At 70.6% G+C, this 17,419-nt stretch carries 16 protein-coding genes; 1 reads left to right on the top strand and 15 read right to left on the bottom strand.

The window, feature by feature from the left end:
• Positions 1 to 4: 4 nt before the first annotated feature.
• The 5 genes from bchY to ACESM1_RS15240 all read right to left on the bottom strand — a co-directional run bounded on the left by bchY (position 5) and on the right by ACESM1_RS15240 (position 5,571).
• Positions 5 to 1,447: a chlorophyllide a reductase subunit Y gene (gene bchY / locus ACESM1_RS15260; RefSeq protein WP_411278371.1), complete on the bottom strand. Its 1,443-nt coding sequence runs from the start codon at positions 1,445 to 1,447 to the stop codon at positions 5 to 7.
• Between the two features lie 72 nt (positions 1,448 to 1,519).
• Complete coding sequence (locus tag ACESM1_RS15255; protein WP_411278370.1) at positions 1,520 to 2,539, bottom strand: chlorophyllide a reductase iron protein subunit X; 1,020 nt, start codon at positions 2,537 to 2,539, stop codon at positions 1,520 to 1,522.
• Entirely contained in the window at positions 2,536 to 3,474 is a 939-nt protein-coding gene (gene bchC / locus ACESM1_RS15250) for a chlorophyll synthesis pathway protein BchC (protein WP_372621423.1), read from the bottom strand. Before bchC ends, ACESM1_RS15255 begins: the two co-directional genes overlap by 4 nt.
• A 76-nt stretch (positions 3,475 to 3,550) precedes the next feature.
• A complete protein-coding gene (locus ACESM1_RS15245; RefSeq protein WP_372621421.1) occupies positions 3,551 to 4,705 on the bottom strand; it encodes a methyltransferase in 1,155 nt (384 codons plus the stop codon).
• Entirely contained in the window at positions 4,702 to 5,571 is an 870-nt protein-coding gene (locus tag ACESM1_RS15240; protein WP_372621420.1) for a polyprenyl synthetase family protein, read from the bottom strand. The genes ACESM1_RS15245 and ACESM1_RS15240 overlap by 4 nt, the downstream gene beginning before the upstream one ends.
• A gap of 233 nt (positions 5,572 to 5,804) precedes the next feature.
• Between ACESM1_RS15240 and ACESM1_RS15235 the strand changes: the two genes are divergently transcribed.
• Entirely contained in the window at positions 5,805 to 6,587 is a 783-nt protein-coding gene (locus ACESM1_RS15235; protein ID WP_372621418.1) for a DUF2189 domain-containing protein, read from the top strand.
• Here the strand turns inward: ACESM1_RS15235 and bchJ are convergent, their stop codons facing one another.
• The 10 genes from bchJ to ACESM1_RS15185 form a co-directional block, all read right to left on the bottom strand.
• Positions 6,588 to 7,223 (bottom strand): bacteriochlorophyll 4-vinyl reductase, encoded by a 636-nt coding sequence (gene bchJ / locus ACESM1_RS15230; protein ID WP_372621416.1) that lies wholly within the window; start codon positions 7,221 to 7,223, stop codon positions 6,588 to 6,590.
• A 6-nt stretch (positions 7,224 to 7,229) separates the two neighbouring features.
• On the bottom strand, positions 7,230 to 8,930 hold the full coding sequence (gene bchE / locus ACESM1_RS15225; protein WP_372621414.1) for a magnesium-protoporphyrin IX monomethyl ester anaerobic oxidative cyclase: 1,701 nt from the start codon (positions 8,928 to 8,930) through the stop codon (positions 7,230 to 7,232).
• A gap of 78 nt (positions 8,931 to 9,008) precedes the next feature.
• On the bottom strand, positions 9,009 to 10,061 hold the full coding sequence (locus ACESM1_RS15220; RefSeq protein ID WP_372621587.1) for a phytoene/squalene synthase family protein: 1,053 nt from the start codon (positions 10,059 to 10,061) through the stop codon (positions 9,009 to 9,011).
• A gap of 17 nt (positions 10,062 to 10,078) precedes the next feature.
• Complete coding sequence (bchO, locus tag ACESM1_RS15215) at positions 10,079 to 11,008, bottom strand: alpha/beta fold hydrolase BchO (protein WP_372621413.1); 930 nt, start codon at positions 11,006 to 11,008, stop codon at positions 10,079 to 10,081.
• A 6-nt stretch (positions 11,009 to 11,014) separates the two neighbouring features.
• Complete coding sequence (locus ACESM1_RS15210; protein WP_372621412.1) at positions 11,015 to 12,772, bottom strand: magnesium chelatase subunit D; 1,758 nt, start codon at positions 12,770 to 12,772, stop codon at positions 11,015 to 11,017.
• Positions 12,769 to 13,851, bottom strand: coding sequence for a magnesium chelatase ATPase subunit I (bchI, locus tag ACESM1_RS15205; RefSeq protein WP_372621410.1), 1,083 nt, complete (start codon positions 13,849 to 13,851; stop codon positions 12,769 to 12,771). Before bchI ends, ACESM1_RS15210 begins: the two co-directional genes overlap by 4 nt.
• A gap of 32 nt (positions 13,852 to 13,883) precedes the next feature.
• Positions 13,884 to 15,095 (bottom strand): 5-aminolevulinate synthase, encoded by a 1,212-nt coding sequence (gene hemA, locus ACESM1_RS15200; protein WP_372621408.1) that lies wholly within the window; start codon positions 15,093 to 15,095, stop codon positions 13,884 to 13,886.
• A 115-nt stretch (positions 15,096 to 15,210) separates the two neighbouring features.
• Positions 15,211 to 16,011 (bottom strand): putative photosynthetic complex assembly protein PuhE, encoded by an 801-nt coding sequence (puhE, locus tag ACESM1_RS15195; protein WP_372621406.1) that lies wholly within the window; start codon positions 16,009 to 16,011, stop codon positions 15,211 to 15,213.
• A 14-nt stretch (positions 16,012 to 16,025) separates the two neighbouring features.
• A complete protein-coding gene (gene acsF, locus ACESM1_RS15190) occupies positions 16,026 to 17,102 on the bottom strand; it encodes a magnesium-protoporphyrin IX monomethyl ester (oxidative) cyclase (protein WP_372621404.1) in 1,077 nt (358 codons plus the stop codon).
• Positions 17,099 to 17,416 (bottom strand): hypothetical protein, encoded by a 318-nt coding sequence (locus ACESM1_RS15185; RefSeq protein ID WP_372621402.1) that lies wholly within the window; start codon positions 17,414 to 17,416, stop codon positions 17,099 to 17,101. The genes acsF and ACESM1_RS15185 overlap by 4 nt, the downstream gene beginning before the upstream one ends.
• Positions 17,417 to 17,419 lie beyond the last annotated feature (3 nt).

Below are 17,419 nucleotides of genomic sequence, written 5' to 3'. Positions count from 1 at the left end.
CGTGCTAGGTCCCCACCGATTCTTCGGCCTTGGCTTTCGCCAGGCGCAGTTTCTTCTGCCGCTCGCGGAAGCCGGCAGGCTCCTCCGGCTTGCCCTTGAAGCCGTAGCCCGCGCCGTTCGGCGTGCCGACGCCCTCGAAGAAGGACACCATTCGCGCGAAGCGCTCGCGCCCGCCGGCCTGCGCGGCGACGATGCCGGCCATCGAACCGGCACCGGCCGGGCCGAACAGCGGCCGCGCGCTGACCATGTTGGTGAAGTAGAGCGCGGGAATGCCGAGCTCCTTGGCCTTCTGCACCAGCGGCGTGGTGCCGAGCGCGAGGTCGGGTTTGGCGTCCAGCATCGCGTGGACGTCCTGCTCCAGGCTGGCACGGTACTGCACATGCGTGCCGCGCGCCTCCAGCCATTCACGGTCGGGGTCGGACCATTCGGTGCGCGGACAGGCGGTGCCGACATAGGGCACCTCCGCACCGGCTTCGCTGAGCAGGCGGGCGACCAGCAATTCGGAGCCTTCGTAGCCCGACACCGTGATGCGCGCCTTGATCGGTGCGGCGGACATCGCAGCCTTGATCGCCGGCAGCATGCGCGCCTTCGCGACATCGAGTTGCGCGGCCGGCACATCCGCCGCCTTGGCGATCGCATCCATCCAGGCCGCGGTGCCCTCGACGCCAACAGGGCCGGAGCCGACGATGGGGCGGCCGGCGGCGCGGAATTCGCGGATGCTCGCTGTATAGAAGGGGTGCACGGCGGCGGCCGCCACGGCGTCAAGCGCGGCATAGAGGTCGCGCCATTCCCGCGCCGGCGTCTGGGGCGCGAGGCCGAGGCCCATGGGTGCCAGCAGCGCGCCGATTCCCATCGGGTCGGCTGGAAAGAGCTCGCCGATCAGCGCGATGGTGCGCTCGCCCTCCACCAGGTTGCGCGGGCGCGCGACAGGGCCTGCCTCCGCCTCGTTGCGTGCGAAGCGCAGCATGGCGCCGGAGAGCACGTCCTTCGCTTCCGCATGCGTCGGCACGCCGAAACCCGGCACGTCGATGCCGATGATCCGCACGCCGTTGATCACCTTGGGCAGCAGTTCGAGCGGCACGCCCGAGGCGGTCGGTACGCAGAGATTGGTGATGATGACGGCGTCGTAGTCCTCAGGCTTCGCCGTCTCGTGCACGGCGTCGCGGATGTCCTCGAACAACTTGCCGGTGACCAGCGTCTCGGAGTTGAAGGGCACGTAGCCCACCGTCCGGCGCGCACCGTAGAAGTGGCTGGTGAAGGTCAGGCCGTAGACGCAACAGGCGCTGCCCGAAAGGATCGTCGCCACGCGGCGCATGCGCAGCCCGACCCGCAAGCTGCCGAAGGCCGGGCACATGCTCTGCGGCTGGTCATGCGGGCCGCGCGGGTAATCCTTGGCGAGGCGGTCCATCGTCTCGCTCTTGCCGGCGGCGCGTGCGGCAGCGTCCAAGGTTTCCCGGCCACCATGGCAGCCGGAGCCTTCGGCGGGCGGCGCGCTGGAGGGAGGGAGCGTGTCCATCGCTCAGGCGCCCTCGTAGATCACTTCGAGGGTGGGCTTCGCGACCAGGACACCGCCGCGCATGTCTTCCTGCGAGGCCGGTTGCAGCACCACGCCGCGGCCGACCACGTCGCCCTTGAAGAGTCCGAGCAGCCCTTCCTGCGTCAGCGGCGTCGGGCGCAACGGCGGGGCCTCGGAGACCTGCACGCCGAGCGCCTGGAAAAGCGGCCCCCACTCGCTCTCGGGCCGGCCGACAATCTCGTAATTCGCGCTCTTGCGGCGGATGTCCTCGTTGGCGGGGATCGCGGCGAGCACCGGAACGCCCACCGCCTCCGCGAAGGCCTGCGCCTCGCCGGTGCCGTCATCCTTGTTGATGACGAGGCCGGCCACGCCGACATTGCCGCCCAGCTTGCGGAAGTATTCCACCGCGGAGCAGACGTTGTTGGCGACGTAGAGAGACTGAAGATCGTTGGAGCCGACGATGATCACCTTCTGGCACATGTCGCGCGCGATCGGCAGGCCGAAGCCGCCGCAGACCACATCGCCCAGGAAGTCGAGCAGGACGAAATCGAAATCCCACTCGTGGAAGCCGAGCTTCTCGAGCAGCTCGAAGCCGTGGATGATGCCGCGCCCGCCGCAGCCGCGGCCGACCTCGGGGCCGCCGAGTTCCATGGCGAAGACGCCATCACGCTTGAAGCAGACATCGCCGATCGTGACCTGCTCGCCGGCCGCCTTCTTCTTCGAACTCGTCTCGATGATGGTCGGGCAGGCCTTGCCACCGAACAGCAGGCTGGTCGTGTCGCTCTTCGGGTCGCAGCCGATCAGCAGCACGCGCTTGCCCTGCTGCGCCATCATGTAGCTGAGATTGGCCAGCGTGAACGACTTGCCGATGCCGCCCTTGCCGTAGATCGCGATGATCTGCGTCTGCTTCTTCGGCGGTTCGGTGTGCACGGGATCGGGACCTTGTGCGGCCTCTTCCCGCAGCTTCTCGGCCATGCTCGCCTGGGCGTCGGCGTTCGGCGGGAATCCGGCAGGCGCGTTCACTGGCAGTCCCTCCAGTCGAGAACCATCTTCAGACAGGCCGGATCTTCGAAGGCGATGCGGTAGGCATCGGGTGCAGCGGCGAAAGCGCGCCGATGCGTCACCAGGCCGTCGAGCGCCAGGCGGCCATCGGCGATCAGGGCACGCACCGCCAGGAGGTCCGGCTCGCGCCATTCGGCGGCGATGCGGATCCGCGCCTCGCGCATGAAGGCGGGCGGGAATGAGAAACTCAGCGGCGCGCTGTAGAAGCCCGCGAGCACGATCTCGCCGCCCGGCGCCAGGCGCTGCACAAGTGTGTCGAGCAGGCCCGCATCACCGCTGACGTCGCAGATGCAGCGGTAGTCGCGGCGCGGATCGTCGTCCGGCGAGACCACCGTGTAGCCGCGCCCACCTTCGCTGCGCTGCGGGTTGAGTTCCCACACCACCGGCGGCGGCGCACCCGCGGCGACCACAAGGCGCGCGATCAGCCGGCCGAGCACGCCGTGACCGATGATGAGGTCGGGCGGCACCACGCCGGGCGCGATCGCATGCTGCGCGGTGGCGGCAAGCGCGAGCAGCACGCCATCGGCGCCGAGCGAGTCATCGAGTGGCACCGTCTTGGCTGCCGACACGACGAGTCGCCGCGCCGCGCCACCGAACAGCCCGCGCACCGGCCCGAAGCAGCGCGCGCCAGGCACGAAGACCCGCTCACCGAGCTGGCGCGACGCCTTGGCGCCGACACGGGCCACGCGGCCGACCGATTCGTAGCCGGGCACCAGCGGATAGCCCATCCCGGGAAAGGGCGGCATGCGGCCGGTGTAGAGCAGGCGCTCCGTGCCGGTGCTGATGCCGCTCCACTCGATGTCCACGACGACGTCTTCATCGCCGGGCACTGCGAGCTCCAGCCGGCTGAGAGCCAGCTTTTCGGGCGCTTCCAGGACGACTGCGAGGGTGTCCACGGTTCTTCCGATAACTTTCAGACCGTCAGCCTAGCCTGACAACCAAGTCTGTCAAGCGAAACTGACACACGAATCGTCAGGCCGACGCGACATCGGCGACCAGCACGCGCGCCAGCAGCGGCGTGTTGGTCGGAATCATGCTGCTGCGGGTGAATCCCGCTTCGGCCAGCATCCCCTGCAACTCGGCCGCCGTGCGCGGCCGGCCGCGGCCCATCGCGAGCAGGTAGAACCCGAAATAGGCGTCGCCCGCCGGCTCGGCGCCGCGCGTGCCGGACATCGGCTCGGCGATCAGCAGGCGTCCGCCGGGCGGCAAGGCGGCGCGCACGCGGCGCAGCAGCGATCGCACCACGTCGTCGTCGTGATCGTGCAGCACGCGCACCAGGCTGATCAGATCGGCGCCCAGCGGCAGCGCGTCGGTGGTGAAGTCGCCGCCGATGGCGGTGGCGCGCTGCTCCAGGCGGAGTCGCGCGAAGCGGGCGCGGGCCTGCTCGGCAACGGCGGGCAGGTCGAAGAGCATCAGGCGCAGCTCGGGTGCCGAGGCCGCGACGGCGGCGAGGAAGGCGCCGCTGCCGCCGCCGACGTCGAGCAGGCAGCGATGCCGGCGGAAATCGTGGGCGGCGATCACCTCCTCCGCGACCATTGGCTGGGAGGCGGCCATCAGGGCGGTGTAGTCCCCGATCTGCTCCGGCCCGAGCGGGGCGGGCGCCGCGGCGCCGGCATAGGCCCAGTAGCCGGACAGCGCATTGCCACCACGCGGCCGGCGCAGCAGCGCGACGGGATCAGCCAGGTCGGCGTAGAGCAGCGCGTGGTGCTCCACCATCGCGGCGATGCCCGGATTGCCGATCATCGCCGCGCCGAGCGGGCCCAGCATCCAGCGCCCGTCATCGCGCCGCGCCACGAGGTCGAGCGCGGCGGCGGCGCGCAGCAGGCGCAGCATTCCATCCGGCGGCAGGTCGAGCCGCTGTGCCAGCGCGGCGTCCTCCGCCGGCCCCTCCTCGAGGATCTCGAACAGGCGCAGCCGCACGCAGGCCAGCAGCACCTGCGAATAGACGAAGCCGGCACAGATATCGAAGAGCTGCCGCGCGCGGCGCCTTGCCATCGGACGCGTCAGCGGAAAGCGTGCCGCCCAGCGGCGGAACGCCGGCGAGGCGGTCAGGCCTTCGCGCCAGTCGCGGAAGCGGTCGCGCAGGCTTCCACTCACCGGCGCCTCGATACCGGCCGAGGCGCTCATGCGGCGGTGGCGAGTTTTCGTGGCACCAGGCGCTGCGCTTCCTGAAGCATCAGCGCGCGCAGCATGGCCTGGCCGGGGCAGCGTGGGATCGCGGCGACGGCCGCCTCGCTGAGTTGGCGCAGCCGCGCCACCGCGCCGCCCAGCCCGAACTCGGCCACCGCGCTCGGACGGCCAAGCACGGCATCGCGGCCGACCGGCTTACCGAGGCTTTCCTCGGTCTCCACCGCGTCGCGCAGATCGTCGGCGACCTGATAGGCCTCGCCGAGGCGGTCACCGAGCAGGCGCCAGGCCTCCGGTTCGCCATGCGCGGCAGCAGCCGCCCCGGCAACGCAGGCGGCGGCGAACAGCGCGCCGGTCTTCTGCCGCTGGTATTCGGAGAGATCCACCTTCGGCTCGCATTCCCAGGCCTGCCCGGCGACGATTCCGAAGGGCACGCCGACGCCGTCGCCGACCGCGGCGAGCACACAGCCCAGCCGCTCCGGCGCCACCGGCGCGACACGCGCGAGCGTCTGGAAGGCGAGGATGATCAACGCGTCGCCCGCCAGTACCGCAAGCGGCACGCCGAAGGCGCGGTGCACGCTCGGCTTGCCGCGGCGCGTCTCGGCATCGTCGAAGCAGGGCATGTCGTCATGCACCAGGCTGGCGCAGTGCAGCAGTTCGATCGCGGCGGCAGCGGCGGAGGCCAGCGCCGGGCGGTCATCGCCGCAGGCGCCGGCGACCGCGAGCGTCAGCCGCGGCCGGATTCGCGCGCCCTTCGGGAACACGGCGTGACGCATCGCCGCTGCCAGGCGGGGCGGGGCGCCGGTGGCCTCCGCGAGCAGGACGGCATCCGCCAGGCTGGCTTCGATACGCGCCGCGACATCCATGCGGTGTCTCCCCATGCGGACGGGCGCGCCTGTGGCGGCGCAGGACCGTCAATTCATCCTGTCGCCTTTGACTGTCAGCTATCCTTGACACTCAAGTCAACGGCTTTCCGGCTCGTCCGTCTCTCGTTGTTGTGAGACGCCGGTCTTTCGCGGCGTAGCCATGTGCCAGGGGCGGGGCCGGCGCGGCTCTCGGCGCCGGAGATCCTCCGCCACCTGAGAAATCGGAGGCGAGCATGGCTGAATCCTGGACTGCACCGGCTGCAGCCGCCGAGGAGCGCGCCGACATCAGGCGCATCGGCTTCGACGCACTCGGCACGGCGTTGCGGCGAGGCTGGGCCGATTTCATGGCCACGCCGACGCAGCTGGTATTCCTCTGCATCCTCTATCCGGTGATCGGGCTCGTGGCGGCGACGCTCGCGGCGGGACGGGAGGTGATGCACCTCTTCTACCCGATGGCCGCCGGCTTCGCGCTGGTCGGGCCGATTGCGGCGCTCGGCCTGTACGAGATCAGCCGTCGACGGGAGCAGGGGCTGCCAGCAAGCTGGGTGAACGTGTTCGACGTGCTGCGCTCGCCGGCGATCGGCTCGATCGTCGCGCTGGGCGTCGCGCTGGCGGCGGTGTTCCTGGCCTGGCTCTGGGCAGCGGATGCGATCTTCGCGGCGACCGTGGGGCAGTTGCCGGCGGGAACAGACCTGCGGACCGCGCTGTTCGAGACGGCGGAGGGCTGGCGGATGATCTGGCTCGGCAATGCCGTCGGGTTCGTCTTCGCCGCCGCGGTGCTGGTGCTGACGGCGCTGTCCTTCCCGATGCTGCTGGACCGCGGTGGCGGCGTGGCGCGCGCGGTCGCGACCTCGGTACGGGCCTTCGCGGTGAATCCGCTGCCGATGGCCGGCTGGGGGCTGATCGTGGCGGCGCTGCTGCTGCTCGGCTCGCTGCCGCTGTTCGTCGGGCTGGCGGTGGTGCTGCCGGTGCTGGGGCACGCGACGTGGCACCTGTACCGGCTGGTGGTGCGGTAGCTACCAGCGGAGTTCGAAGACGCAGGCGGGCGCGCCGGTGGTTTCGCAGGTCACCTCCGCCACCTGCGTCCGCGGGCTGACCAATGCGGCGAACAGGGTTTCGAAGGTGGCGGCGTAGTAGGCGCAGACCGGATGCGTGGCCGGCGCTGCGCACGCGATCGGGCCGCCGGCGATCTCGAGACGCAGCGGCCTGCCAGGCAGCGCGCGGAAGCGGCCGCTGCCGGCAAACGTCCAGGCGTGTCGGCCGATCGCGCCGACGAGGATGCGCGCCGCGATCCCGGCGGGCAGCAAGCACAACAGACGCTGCAGAAGGCCGGGGATGCGGTTCGCCAGCAGATAGCGCGCGGTGAGGCGGCCGGCCTCCGCCGAGGCCGCAACCGCGCCCTCCTCACCCAGCATGGCGCGCAGCGCGCGGTGCAGCGCGGTCACCTCGAGTTCCGGCACCATGCGCCCCGGCGGGTCCCGCAGGCGATGCGCCAATCCGGCGGCGCGGAAAACCGCATCGGCCAGTGCCGGGCCGAGGGCTTCGGCCAGGCGGGTGACGGCATTGGGGCCGATGCGGCCTTGCGTGCCGACCTCCCCTTCCCGGCCCTCCCCCGCGTCACGGGGGAGGGACAGGGCGTGCAGGCCGTCCATGGCGCGTCAGTCCCGGGCGGCCTGGCTCACCGATTCCGGCAATTGCTGCGTGCCGCCGCCGCAGGCCTTGACGACGGCAGGCCGCATGCGGGCCGTCTCGTCCTGCTCGGGCAGTTGCTCGGTCCCGCCGCCGCAGGCCTTGGCCGCGGCGGCATTGGCGGCCGGCAGCTTCACCTTCGGGCGGTGCATGGTCTTCCACATCGCGTTGTGCGGCGCGCGGGCCGCCTCGGCGGTCAGCTTGCGGCTCTCGTCGAAGTGGAAATCCACGTTCTTCTTCGATTGCGGTCCCCAGTATCCGACCTTGCCGAGGTCGTAGAAGGTGCGCTGGAAGCCGCTCTTGGCGAAGGCCCAGAGGCAGCCGAGCATGTATTTCCGCTTCACCCTGTCGCGGATCCAGGGATAGCCGAGAAAGGTCTTGCGCAGGTAGAAGCGGCGGTAGTTGTGCATGGTGCGATCGAGCAGCGTGGCGCGGTCCATCGCGTCCGGCTTCATGATCGGCGTGACGAAGTTGTATTTCGAGAAGTCGAACACCTCGACCTTGTCGCCCAGCTCCTTGAACAGGTCGTTGAACGGCCAGGGCGTGTACATCGCCCAGTTCGCCATGTCCGGATCCCAGTCCAGCGCCATGCGGTAGGTCTCTTCCAGCGTCTCGACCGTCTCGTTCTCGAGGCCGACGATGAACTGCGCCTCGGCGACGATGCCGTTCTGGCGCAGCAGCTGGATCGCCTTCTTGTTCTGCGCGACCGTGGTTTCCTTGTTGAAGCGGTCGAGCTTCAGCTGCGCCGCGGCCTCGGTGCCGAGCGAAACGTGGATGAGCCCGGCCTTGCGGTACAGCGGCAGCAGCGCCTCGTCCCGCAGGATGTCGGTGACGCGCGTGTTGATGCCCCAGAGCACGGGCAGGTCGCGCTCGATCAGCAACTGACAGAATTCAACGAACTTCTTCTTGTGAATGGTCGGTTCCTCGTCGGCGAGGATGAAGAAGCCGACGCCGTGGTTCCGCACCAGGTTCTCGATCTCGTCCACCACCTTCTTCGGGTCGCGCACGCGGTAGTCGCGCCAGAACTTCCACTGGCTGCAGAAGGAACAGGTGAAGGGGCAGCCGCGCGCCAGGTTCGGGATGGCGACGCGGGTGTTCATGGGGATGTAGATGTACTTGTCCCATTCGAGGATCGCCCAGTCCGGCGTGATGCGGTCCACATCGGCGATCGGCGGTGCCGCGGGATTGGCCACCACCTTGCCCTCCACCGCATAGGCGATGCCCTTCACACCGGTGCGCTCTGCCGGCCAATTGCCCTCGTCCACGCAGCGGACGAGGTCCAGCAGCACCTGCTCGCCCTCGCCACGGACGATCACGTCGATCCACGGCGCTTCGGCGAGCACCTGCGGATACATGAAGGTGCCATGGATGCCGCCGAGCACCGTCACCGCATCGGGGCAGGCCTCCTTGGCGATCTTGAGCAGCGCCTCGGCCTCGTAGATCGCGGGGGTGATGGCGGTGCAGCCGATGATGTCGGGCTTGAGGTCCAGCAGACGATTGCGCACCTGGTCATGGGTCAGGTGGTTCGTCATCGCGTCGATGAAGGTGATGTCGTCGAAGCCATCCGCCTTCAGGTAGCCGGCGAGATAGGCCACCCAGGCCGGTGGCCAATTGCCGGCGATCTCGGCGCCGCCGGAATGGTAGTTCGGGTGCATGAGCACGATGCGCATATCAGGACGCTCCCGTCGGCTGGGTGCCGGAACGGGGCCAGCGTCAGGCAGGAAGCGGGATACTTGCCTTGATGTGTGTCAAGCCGACCTGACAATCCCGACCGCACCGCGATCCGGACGGTCGATCCGGTCGAACAGCTCCACCGCCCAGAGCAGCCGCTCGCGGAAGGCCGGCACCGGCAGGGGCGCCTCGACCGGATGGGGCATGGCCTGCACCGCCTCGATCAGGAAGCGGTTGGCCTCCAACGGCGGCGCGGCGAGGTCGGCCGGGCGCTCCGCCAGCATGTTCAGGCTGCGCGCCATCAGCCGAAGCTTGCGATGGCGTGGCACCACGGCGCGGCGGCTGACCGAATCGAGCCCCTGGCGTTCCACCTGCCGGCCGATCTCGGCATAGACGAAGCGCGCCGCGGCGATGCCGGACCGGCAATCGCGCGGCAGCCTGGCGATCCCCGACTCGGAGCGGCGATAGAGCATGTCGGCCGCCCGCAGCAGCCGCGCCACCACGCGCCCAAGTGCCGGGGAGAACACCGGCGCGGCGAGGAAGGCATCGGGGTCCAGCCCCTCCTCCCGCAGCCAGGCGCGCGGCAGGTAGAGGCGGCCGTTGCGCGCATCCTCGCCGACATCGCGGGCGATGTTGGTGAACTGCATGGCCACGCCAAGGTCGCAGGCGCGTGCCAGCGCCGCCGGGTCGCGCACGCCCATCAGCAGCGTCATGATCGCGCCGACCGCGGCCGCGACGCGGGCGCCATAGGCTTCCAGATCGGCGATGGTCTCGTAGCACCGGCCCTCGGCATCCCAGGCCAGGCCCTCCAGCAGCGCCTCCGGCAGGGCGCGGGGGATGGCGAAGCGGGCGACGACGCGGGCGAAGGCGCGGTCGGCCGGATGCGGCATCGGCGCCCCGGCATGGATCGCTTCCAGCCGGTCCTGCAGCCCGGCGAGCGCGCGGGCGCCGCCGCCGAGGTCGATCTCGTCATCCGCGACGCGGCAGAAGGCATAGAGCGCGGTCGCCGGCTCCGCGACGCGCCGCGGCAGCAGGCGGGAGGCGGCATGGAAGGATTTCGATCCACCCGCGAGCATGGCCCGGCACGCCGCCATGTCGGCCTGCAAGGTCTCGGGATCGGGTGGCGGCATGCGCAAGGGTCCGGCTCCTAACCCGCGCGACTGTAAGGCAGGACTGACACGGAGGGCGAGCCGTTTTCGTGCCCCTTCCCCTCTGCATGCAGGCCGAAGATGAGCTCGGCGGTCTCGCGCGGCTTCTCCTCATGCGCCAGGTGCCCGAGGCCCTGCATTTTCAGGATCCGCGCGGTTGGCAGGCGCGTGCGCACGCGTTCGGCCTGCGCAGGCGGCACGCTGCGGTCCTGGCTGCCGACCACCAGCACCAGGCGCGGCTTGAGGCGCGGCAGGTCGCGCAGCAGCGGGATCAGGTCCCAGTTCGCCATCATGCCGAGCGCCGCGGAGACATGGCTGGAATGGCGGAACAGCCGCGCATAGAGGTCCACGCCGCGCGCGTCGATCCGGCTGCCGGTATCCTGCAACAGCCGCTCCGCCACCGCGCGGTTGGAGGCACGCCAGGCGAAGAGGCTCGGCACGAAGGGCAGGCCCACCAGCATCCGCGCCGCGCGCGTGAAAAAAGCGGCGTGCTTCTCGCCGAGCGGCAACAGCGCGCCGTTCAGGCTGACCACCGTATCGGGCGCGATGCGGCCATCCAGCGCCAGGCGCAGCGCGATCGCCGCGCCGGCGGAGTGGCCGACCGCCAGCGCCGGCTTCGCCTCCAGCGCGTGCAGCAGCGCGGCGAGGCTCGCGGCCATGCCGGGCAGGGCGAGGCGTGCGGCGGCCGGCAGATCGGTGAAGCCATGGCCGGGCATGTCGGGGGCGATGACGCGGTAGCGCGTGGCGAGGATCGGCAGCAGGTCGCGCCAGGAATGGGTGGCGGCGGCGGTGCCGTGCAGCAGCAGCAGGTCGGGCCCCTCACCCGCCACCTGGACATGCCAGCGCAGCCCGGCGGCGGTGACGAAGCGGCTGGCCTCACGGTTCGGCCAGTCGCGCCCCTCGCGTTCCCAGGAAGGCCGGTCCGCCATGCCGCGTCACGCCACCCGCGGCGGAGCGGCTAACCCGGTGGACCGAGCGGCGGCAACGGCGCCGGAGAGCCGCGCCGCATCGGCAGCGGGCAAGGCGAGGTAGCGCGCGCCCATCGCCGCCGCGAGCTGCTTCGCGTAGGCGTGCGGGCGCGGTGCGGTATCCAGCAGCAGCGCCGGCACGCCCGAGGCACGAATCCGCGTGGCGGCGGCAAGCGCATCCGCTTCCGCCTGAGGCCGTCCGGCCGTGCCATCTCGGGAAATGTTGGCGCGGCCATCGGTCAGCAACACCAGCAGCGGCGTGCGGCCCCGGCGGGCGGTCTCGGCGACCAGCGCGGCAGCGGCGTCGAGCCCCGCGGCCAACGGCGTCGGGCCGCCGCCCGGCAGGCCCGCCAGGCTGCGCTTGGCGCGCACCAGGGAAGGCGTGGGCGGCAGCAGCACCTCGGCGCCCTTGCCACGGAAGGCGACCACCGCAACCTGGTCGCGCCGCACATAGCAATCCGCCAGCAGCATCTCCACCGCGCCCTTCGCCTCGGCCAGCCGGTGCAACGCGGCGGAGCCTGAGGCGTCCACGACGAAGATCGCCGTCGTCCCGGCCTTGTGACGGAAGCGGCGCAGGCGGATGTCCTCACGCCGCACCTGGATCGGCGGACCGCGCGGCCGTTCGCGCCGGCGCAGCGCCTGCCAGGGCGCGGCGTTGCGCAGCGTCTCGACCAGCGCAAGGCGCGCGCCATCGCGCAGCGCGCCAGGGCGGGTGCCGATCGGGCGGCCGCGCTGCGCGGCATCGCGCCGCGCGCCGGCCTTGCCCTCGGCGCCGTTGCGCTTGCGCGCGGCCTCGCGGAGCTGCAGCGCTTCCAGCAGGCCGGCGGGCAGCGCGGCCTGGGTGGCGGCGACCAGCATCTCCTGCAGTTCCTTGGAGTCGGGCCCGCGGTCGGGCTGGTCCTTGCTGTTCTGCTGCTCTTCGGGCGGCGGTGGTTCGGGGGGCTGCTCCGGCTGATGGTCCATCGGCGCGGTGGTCGCGCGCGGCGCGAGCACCAGGCGGGCGGCGAGGCCGGCATCCTCCTTCGTCACCTGCGTCCGGCCGGCCAGCGCGGCGGCAGCGCGCGCGGCGCGCAGCGCGAAGAGCGGCGCGCGCAGATCCTCGATGCCGAAGGCGGCGGCGGTGGCACACACCGCCTCGGCCAAGGCGTCATCGGTTGCGACGGCGGGCAAGAGCGCGCGGGCGTCCTGCACCGCAGCGCTGGCGGTCGGCTCGATGGCGGTCAGGTCAAGGTGGAACGCAAGACGCGCGCGCAGCGCGGCGGGCGCCTCTTCCTCCGGCGCCAGCCCCTCGTCCAGCGCGACCAGCCCGAAGCGGGCAGGAAGCCGCGCGGAAAGGCCATCGCGCTGCACCGCGACGGCGCCCGTGTCCATCACCGCCGCGATGCGCGCCGCCGTCGCCGATTCGATGCGCTCCGCCATCGCGGCGATGACCACGCCGCCATCGGCCTCGGCCAACACGCCGCGCTCCGCGACCGGGCGTCCGGCAGCGAGGGTCGCGGCGAGGTCGAGGCCGCCGAGCAAGCGGCTGTCCGGCACGCCGAGCGGCAGGCGTCGCCAGGGCAGATGCGGCGGCAGCGCGTTGCGCAGCAGCGCGAGCCAGGCGTCGCGCACCGGCCCCGGCGCGGCGCGCAGCACCGCTCCGCCAAGCCCCGTGGGATCCACGGCCAACAGCAACGCTGCCCGGGCCGCATCCTGCGCGGGCGTGGGGCCCGCTTGCTCCGTCACGCGGGCAGGACCTCTGCGAGCGCACGTTCCACCCGCGTGCCGGCAACGGCCTCGTCGAGCGGATCGCGCCGCAGACGATGGCGCAGCGCCGGAGCGGCGATGCGGCGGAGATGCGCGAGCGTCACCACGCGGTCGCCTTCCAGCGCGGCCAGCGCGCGCGCCGTGCGCATGAGGGTGAGCTCGCCGCGCAGCCCATCGGTGCCGAGCGCCAGGCAGAGCTTCGCCGAAGCCTCCAGCGCCGCCTCCGGCACCTCCACCCTGGGCAGCAGACGACGCGCGGCAAGAATTCTTCTTCGTGTCGCCGCCTCCTCCTTCGCCCAGGCCGCGACGAAGCGCCTGGGATCGCGTTCGAAGGCGTCGCGGCGCTTCACCACCTCGATGCGGGTCGGCAGATCCTTCGGGGTGCGCACTTCCACCGCCAGGCCGAAGCGGTCGGTGAGTTGCGGGCGCAACTCGCCCTCCTCCGGATTGCCGCTGCCGATCAGCACGAAGCGCGCGGGATGGCGCACGCTGATGCCCTCGCGCTCCACCACATTCTCGCCGGAGGCCGCGACATCGAGCAGGAGGTCCACCAGATGGTCCTCCAGCAGGTTCACCTCGTCGATGTAGAGAAATCCGCGATGTGCGCGGGCGAGAAGCCCGGGCTCGAAGGCCTTCACGCCGTCGGCCAGCGCACGCTCGATGTCGAGCGCGCCGGTCACCCGATCCTCTGTGGCGCCAAGCGGCAGGTCCACCACGGGCACGGGCACGCTGAGCGCCACGCGGCGCGCAGCGGCCCGGCAGGCCTCGCACAGGGCAGCGGGCTTGCCGGGATCGCAGGCGAAGGCGCAGCCGGCCACCGCCCGCATCGGCGGCAGCAGCGCGGCCAATGCGCGCACGGTGGTGGATTTGCCGGTGCCGCGATCGCCGAACACCAGCACGCCGCCGATGGCGGGATCCACCGCCGCGATCAGCAAGGCGAGCTTCATCTCGTCCTGCCCGACAATGGCCGAGAAGGGAAATACCAGGCGAACCGGCACCACCGGCGGCTTGCCGCGCTTCGTGCCGCCGGCCGCCACCACCTCGCCGCCCTCGTCCATGGCGGCCCCTCCCCTGGGGCCGGTCGCATCCATCATGCAGCGCGCCTCAGGCTGAACTGCGCCCACACGGCTTCCAGGCTGGCAACGAGGTGATCCATGTCGGCGTCGCCGTGCATCGGGCCGGGCGTGATGCGCAGCCGCTCCGTGCCGCGCGGCACGGTGGGGTAGTTGATCGGCTGCACATAGACGCCGTAGCGGTCCAGCAGGAGGTCGCTGATCATCTTGCACTGCACCGGATCATAGACCATCACCGGCACGATATGGCTGGGGTTCTCGAGGTGCGGGACGTTGATCGCATCCAGTCGCCGCCGCAGCGTGCGGGCACGTTCCTGCAGCGCCTCGCGTTCCACGTTGCTCTGCTTCAGATGCTGGATCGCGGCGCGCGCCCCGGCAGCCACAGCCGGCGGCAAGGCCGTGGAGAAGATGAAGCCGGAGGCGAAGCTGCGCACGAAATCCACCATCGCGGCCGACCCTGCGATGTAGCCGCCGATCACGCCGAAGGCCTTGGCGAGCGTGCCCTCGATGACGGTGATGCGGTGCGCCACGCCGTCACGCTCGGTGATGCCGCCGCCACGTGCGCCGTAGAGGCCGGTGGCATGCACCTCGTCGCAATAGGTCATGGCGCCGAACTCGTCGGCCGCATCGCAGATCGCGGCGATCGGCGCGATGTCGCCATCCATCGAATAGACGCTCTCGAAGGCGACCAGCTTCGGCGCATCGGGCGGCAGCTCCGCCAGCACGCGGCGCAGATCGGCCACGTCATTGTGGCGGAACAGGCGGCGCTCCGCACGGCTGTGGCGCATGCCCTCGATCATCGAGGCGTGGTTCATCTCGTCCGAGACGATCACGCAGCCCGGCATCCGCCCGGCCAGCGTGGACAAGGTCGCCCAGTTCGACATGTAGCCGGAGTTGAACAGCAGCGCCGATTCGGTGCCGTGCAGGTCGGCAAGCTCCGCCTCCAGTAGCACATGCGCGTGGTTGGTGCCGGAGATGTTGCGCGTGCCGCCGGCACCGGCGCCGTAGCGATCCAGCGCCGCATGCATCGCGGCGAGCACCTTCGGGTGCTGGCCCATGCCGAGATAATCGTTGGAGCACCACACCGTCACCTCGCGGGTCTTGCCGGCATCGTGACGGATGGCGCGCGGGAAGGCGCCGGCCTTGCGCTCGATATCGGCGAAGACGCGGTAGCGGCCCTCACGCCGCAGGCCGTCGAGCTGGGACCGGAAGAAGCTCTCGTAATTCATGACTGCCCCCAGTGAGCCGTTGGCGCCGGTAGCATCAGACCCGGTCGCGGCGGCGCAACGCGGCGGGTGGCCTCGGGGATGGCCGAGGCGTAGGTGAGGGTCGGGCCGCGCATCCTCATGCGCAGCTCGACGGCTTCGGCCGGGCCTCCTGCGCGGCGGGGCGGGAGGCGAGGCCCCAGCGCCACAGCGCGTCGGCCGAGACCGGCAGCACCATGAAGATATGCTCGACCAGCCCGAGCGCCACCAGCGTGGCGAGCAGGGTGAAGCCGACCGCCTCGTGCCGCGTCGCCTCCGGCGCCAGCGCGGCGAGCGCCAGCAGCACGCAGGTGGTGACGCCGGCCAGTACCGAGGCGGGGAACAGCCCGTTCATCCGCCGGCGCGCGAAGTAACTCTCGAGGTAGCGGAGATGATCCGGCAGGAAACTCTCCGACAAGTTGCGAACCCCGAGGAAGACGTTGATCTTGGCGCTCTGCCGCATGATCCAGAAGGCCATGAAGGTCCAGGTGCCGATCTGGTTCGGCGCCTCCCAGGTCAGCGCGACGATCGCCGCCGCCATGGCGATGATCGCCAGCTCGTGCCACAGCAGCGCGGCAAGCGCCGCGCGCAGCCGCGGCCAACCTCTGAGCGTGCGCGGAATGGCGGTGCGGCGCGGCCCGGTGACCATGCCGGTGAGGAACGCGATCTCGATCCACGCCCAGCACAGCACGCCGCAGATGAAGCCGAGCCAGGCGCCTGCCGTGCTGGTATCCTGGGCCAGCGCATGCAGCCCGGCCAACGCGGCCACCAGCAGCGCGGTCGCGCCCAGCATGGTCCAGCGGAAGGTCTCCCGCCGCAGCCCGTCCAGGTAGATGATCAACCCCGTGCTGAACCACCACAGCAGGAGCGTGAACAGGGCAGGAAGACCGTACTCGGCCATGCCGGTGGCCTCTCCTACCAGGCCGGTGAAAGGCGCACGTCGTCCGGCAGCGCATGGCGGCGCGGACGCAGCAGGTAGAGCCGCCCGAAGGTCGCAGCCGCGGCCGCCGAAAGGCCGAGCTGCTTCGCCTTGCCCACGATGCCGCCCTGCGCCTTCGCCCGGCCCATCGCCTCCGCGAGGCGGTTCAGCCGCTGCAGCCCGCGCAGGAAGGCGGGATTGTCCACATCGAGGGTGTCGGGAAAGACCTGGCGGCAAATCTCCTCGGTGATGCGGAAGACGCGCATGTCGTACTCGGTGGCATCCATGCCCAGCGCCTTGTGGAATTCCGGCCGGGCGTGGTCACGCACATACATGGTGGCGAAGACCGCAAGCTGGAAGAACCGCGCCCAATAGCGGTTCACGCCCTTCACCAGATCCGGGTTCGCACGCATCAGCAGAGCGAAAGCTTCGCCGTGCCGGAACTCGTCGTTGCACCATTTCTCGAACCACTTGAAGATCGGGTGGATGCGCAGCTCGGGATGCCGTTCGAACTGGCGGAAGATGGTGATGTAGCGGGCATAGCCAATCTTCTCGGAGAGGTAGGTGGCGTAGAAGATGAACTTCGGCTGGAAGTAGTGGTACTTCTTCGCCCGTGTCAGGAAGCCGAGGTCCACGCCGACATTCATGTCCTTCAGCGTATCGTTGATGAAGCCGGCATGGCGGCTCTCATCGCGCGCCATGACGCCGAACAGGTCCTTCATGTCCGGGTTGGTGACGCGCTTCTTGATCTCGGCGTAGAGCACGCAGCCGGAAAATTCCGCCGTCACGCTGCTGACCAGGAATTCCAGGAACTCCTTCTGCAGCGGCTCGGGCAGGGTGTTGATGTCGAAGGCGTCGAATTCCGCGGTGCGGATGAAGTGGCCCTTGTTCGGGTCGGCGTGGAATTCCGCCATCAGCCTGTCCCACTGCTCGCGCACCGGCTCGACGCTGATCGCGTCCATGGCCGCGAAGTCGGTGGTGTAGAAGCGCGGCGAGAGGACCGTCTCGGTCATCGCGAGCTTGGTGCTCTCCGACGAGGAGGACGGCCGGCCGCCCGGTGTCATGGCGTTCATGCGGCCTCCTTCGGCTCGAAGCCGCAGTGATAGAGCTCGGTCAGTTCGAACAGCGCGGACCATTGCGTCCAGAAGCGTTCGATCGGGCCGGCGCGATAGACGGTCGCGGTCGTCTCGAAGCTGACACGTTCGCCGAACTCGACATGGTCGGGCGCGCCGTGCACCAGCACGCGGTCGCCGGGCCTGAGTTCGATCCCTTCCGGGATGGCGTTGGCGTGGAAGAACTCCGCAGTCCTCTCGATTTCCACTGTGCAGGGCACTTCGACTGTCTTTCCGCCGAAGATCGCCCGGCCCACTCCCCAGTGGTCCGTCATGGC

The sequence above is a fragment of the Falsiroseomonas sp. genome (genome assembly GCF_041690465.1).
GTDB lineage: Bacteria > Pseudomonadota > Alphaproteobacteria > Acetobacterales > Acetobacteraceae > Falsiroseomonas.
The sequence above is the reverse complement of the archived record's forward strand: the minus strand, read 5'-3'. Positions and strand labels throughout refer to the sequence as shown.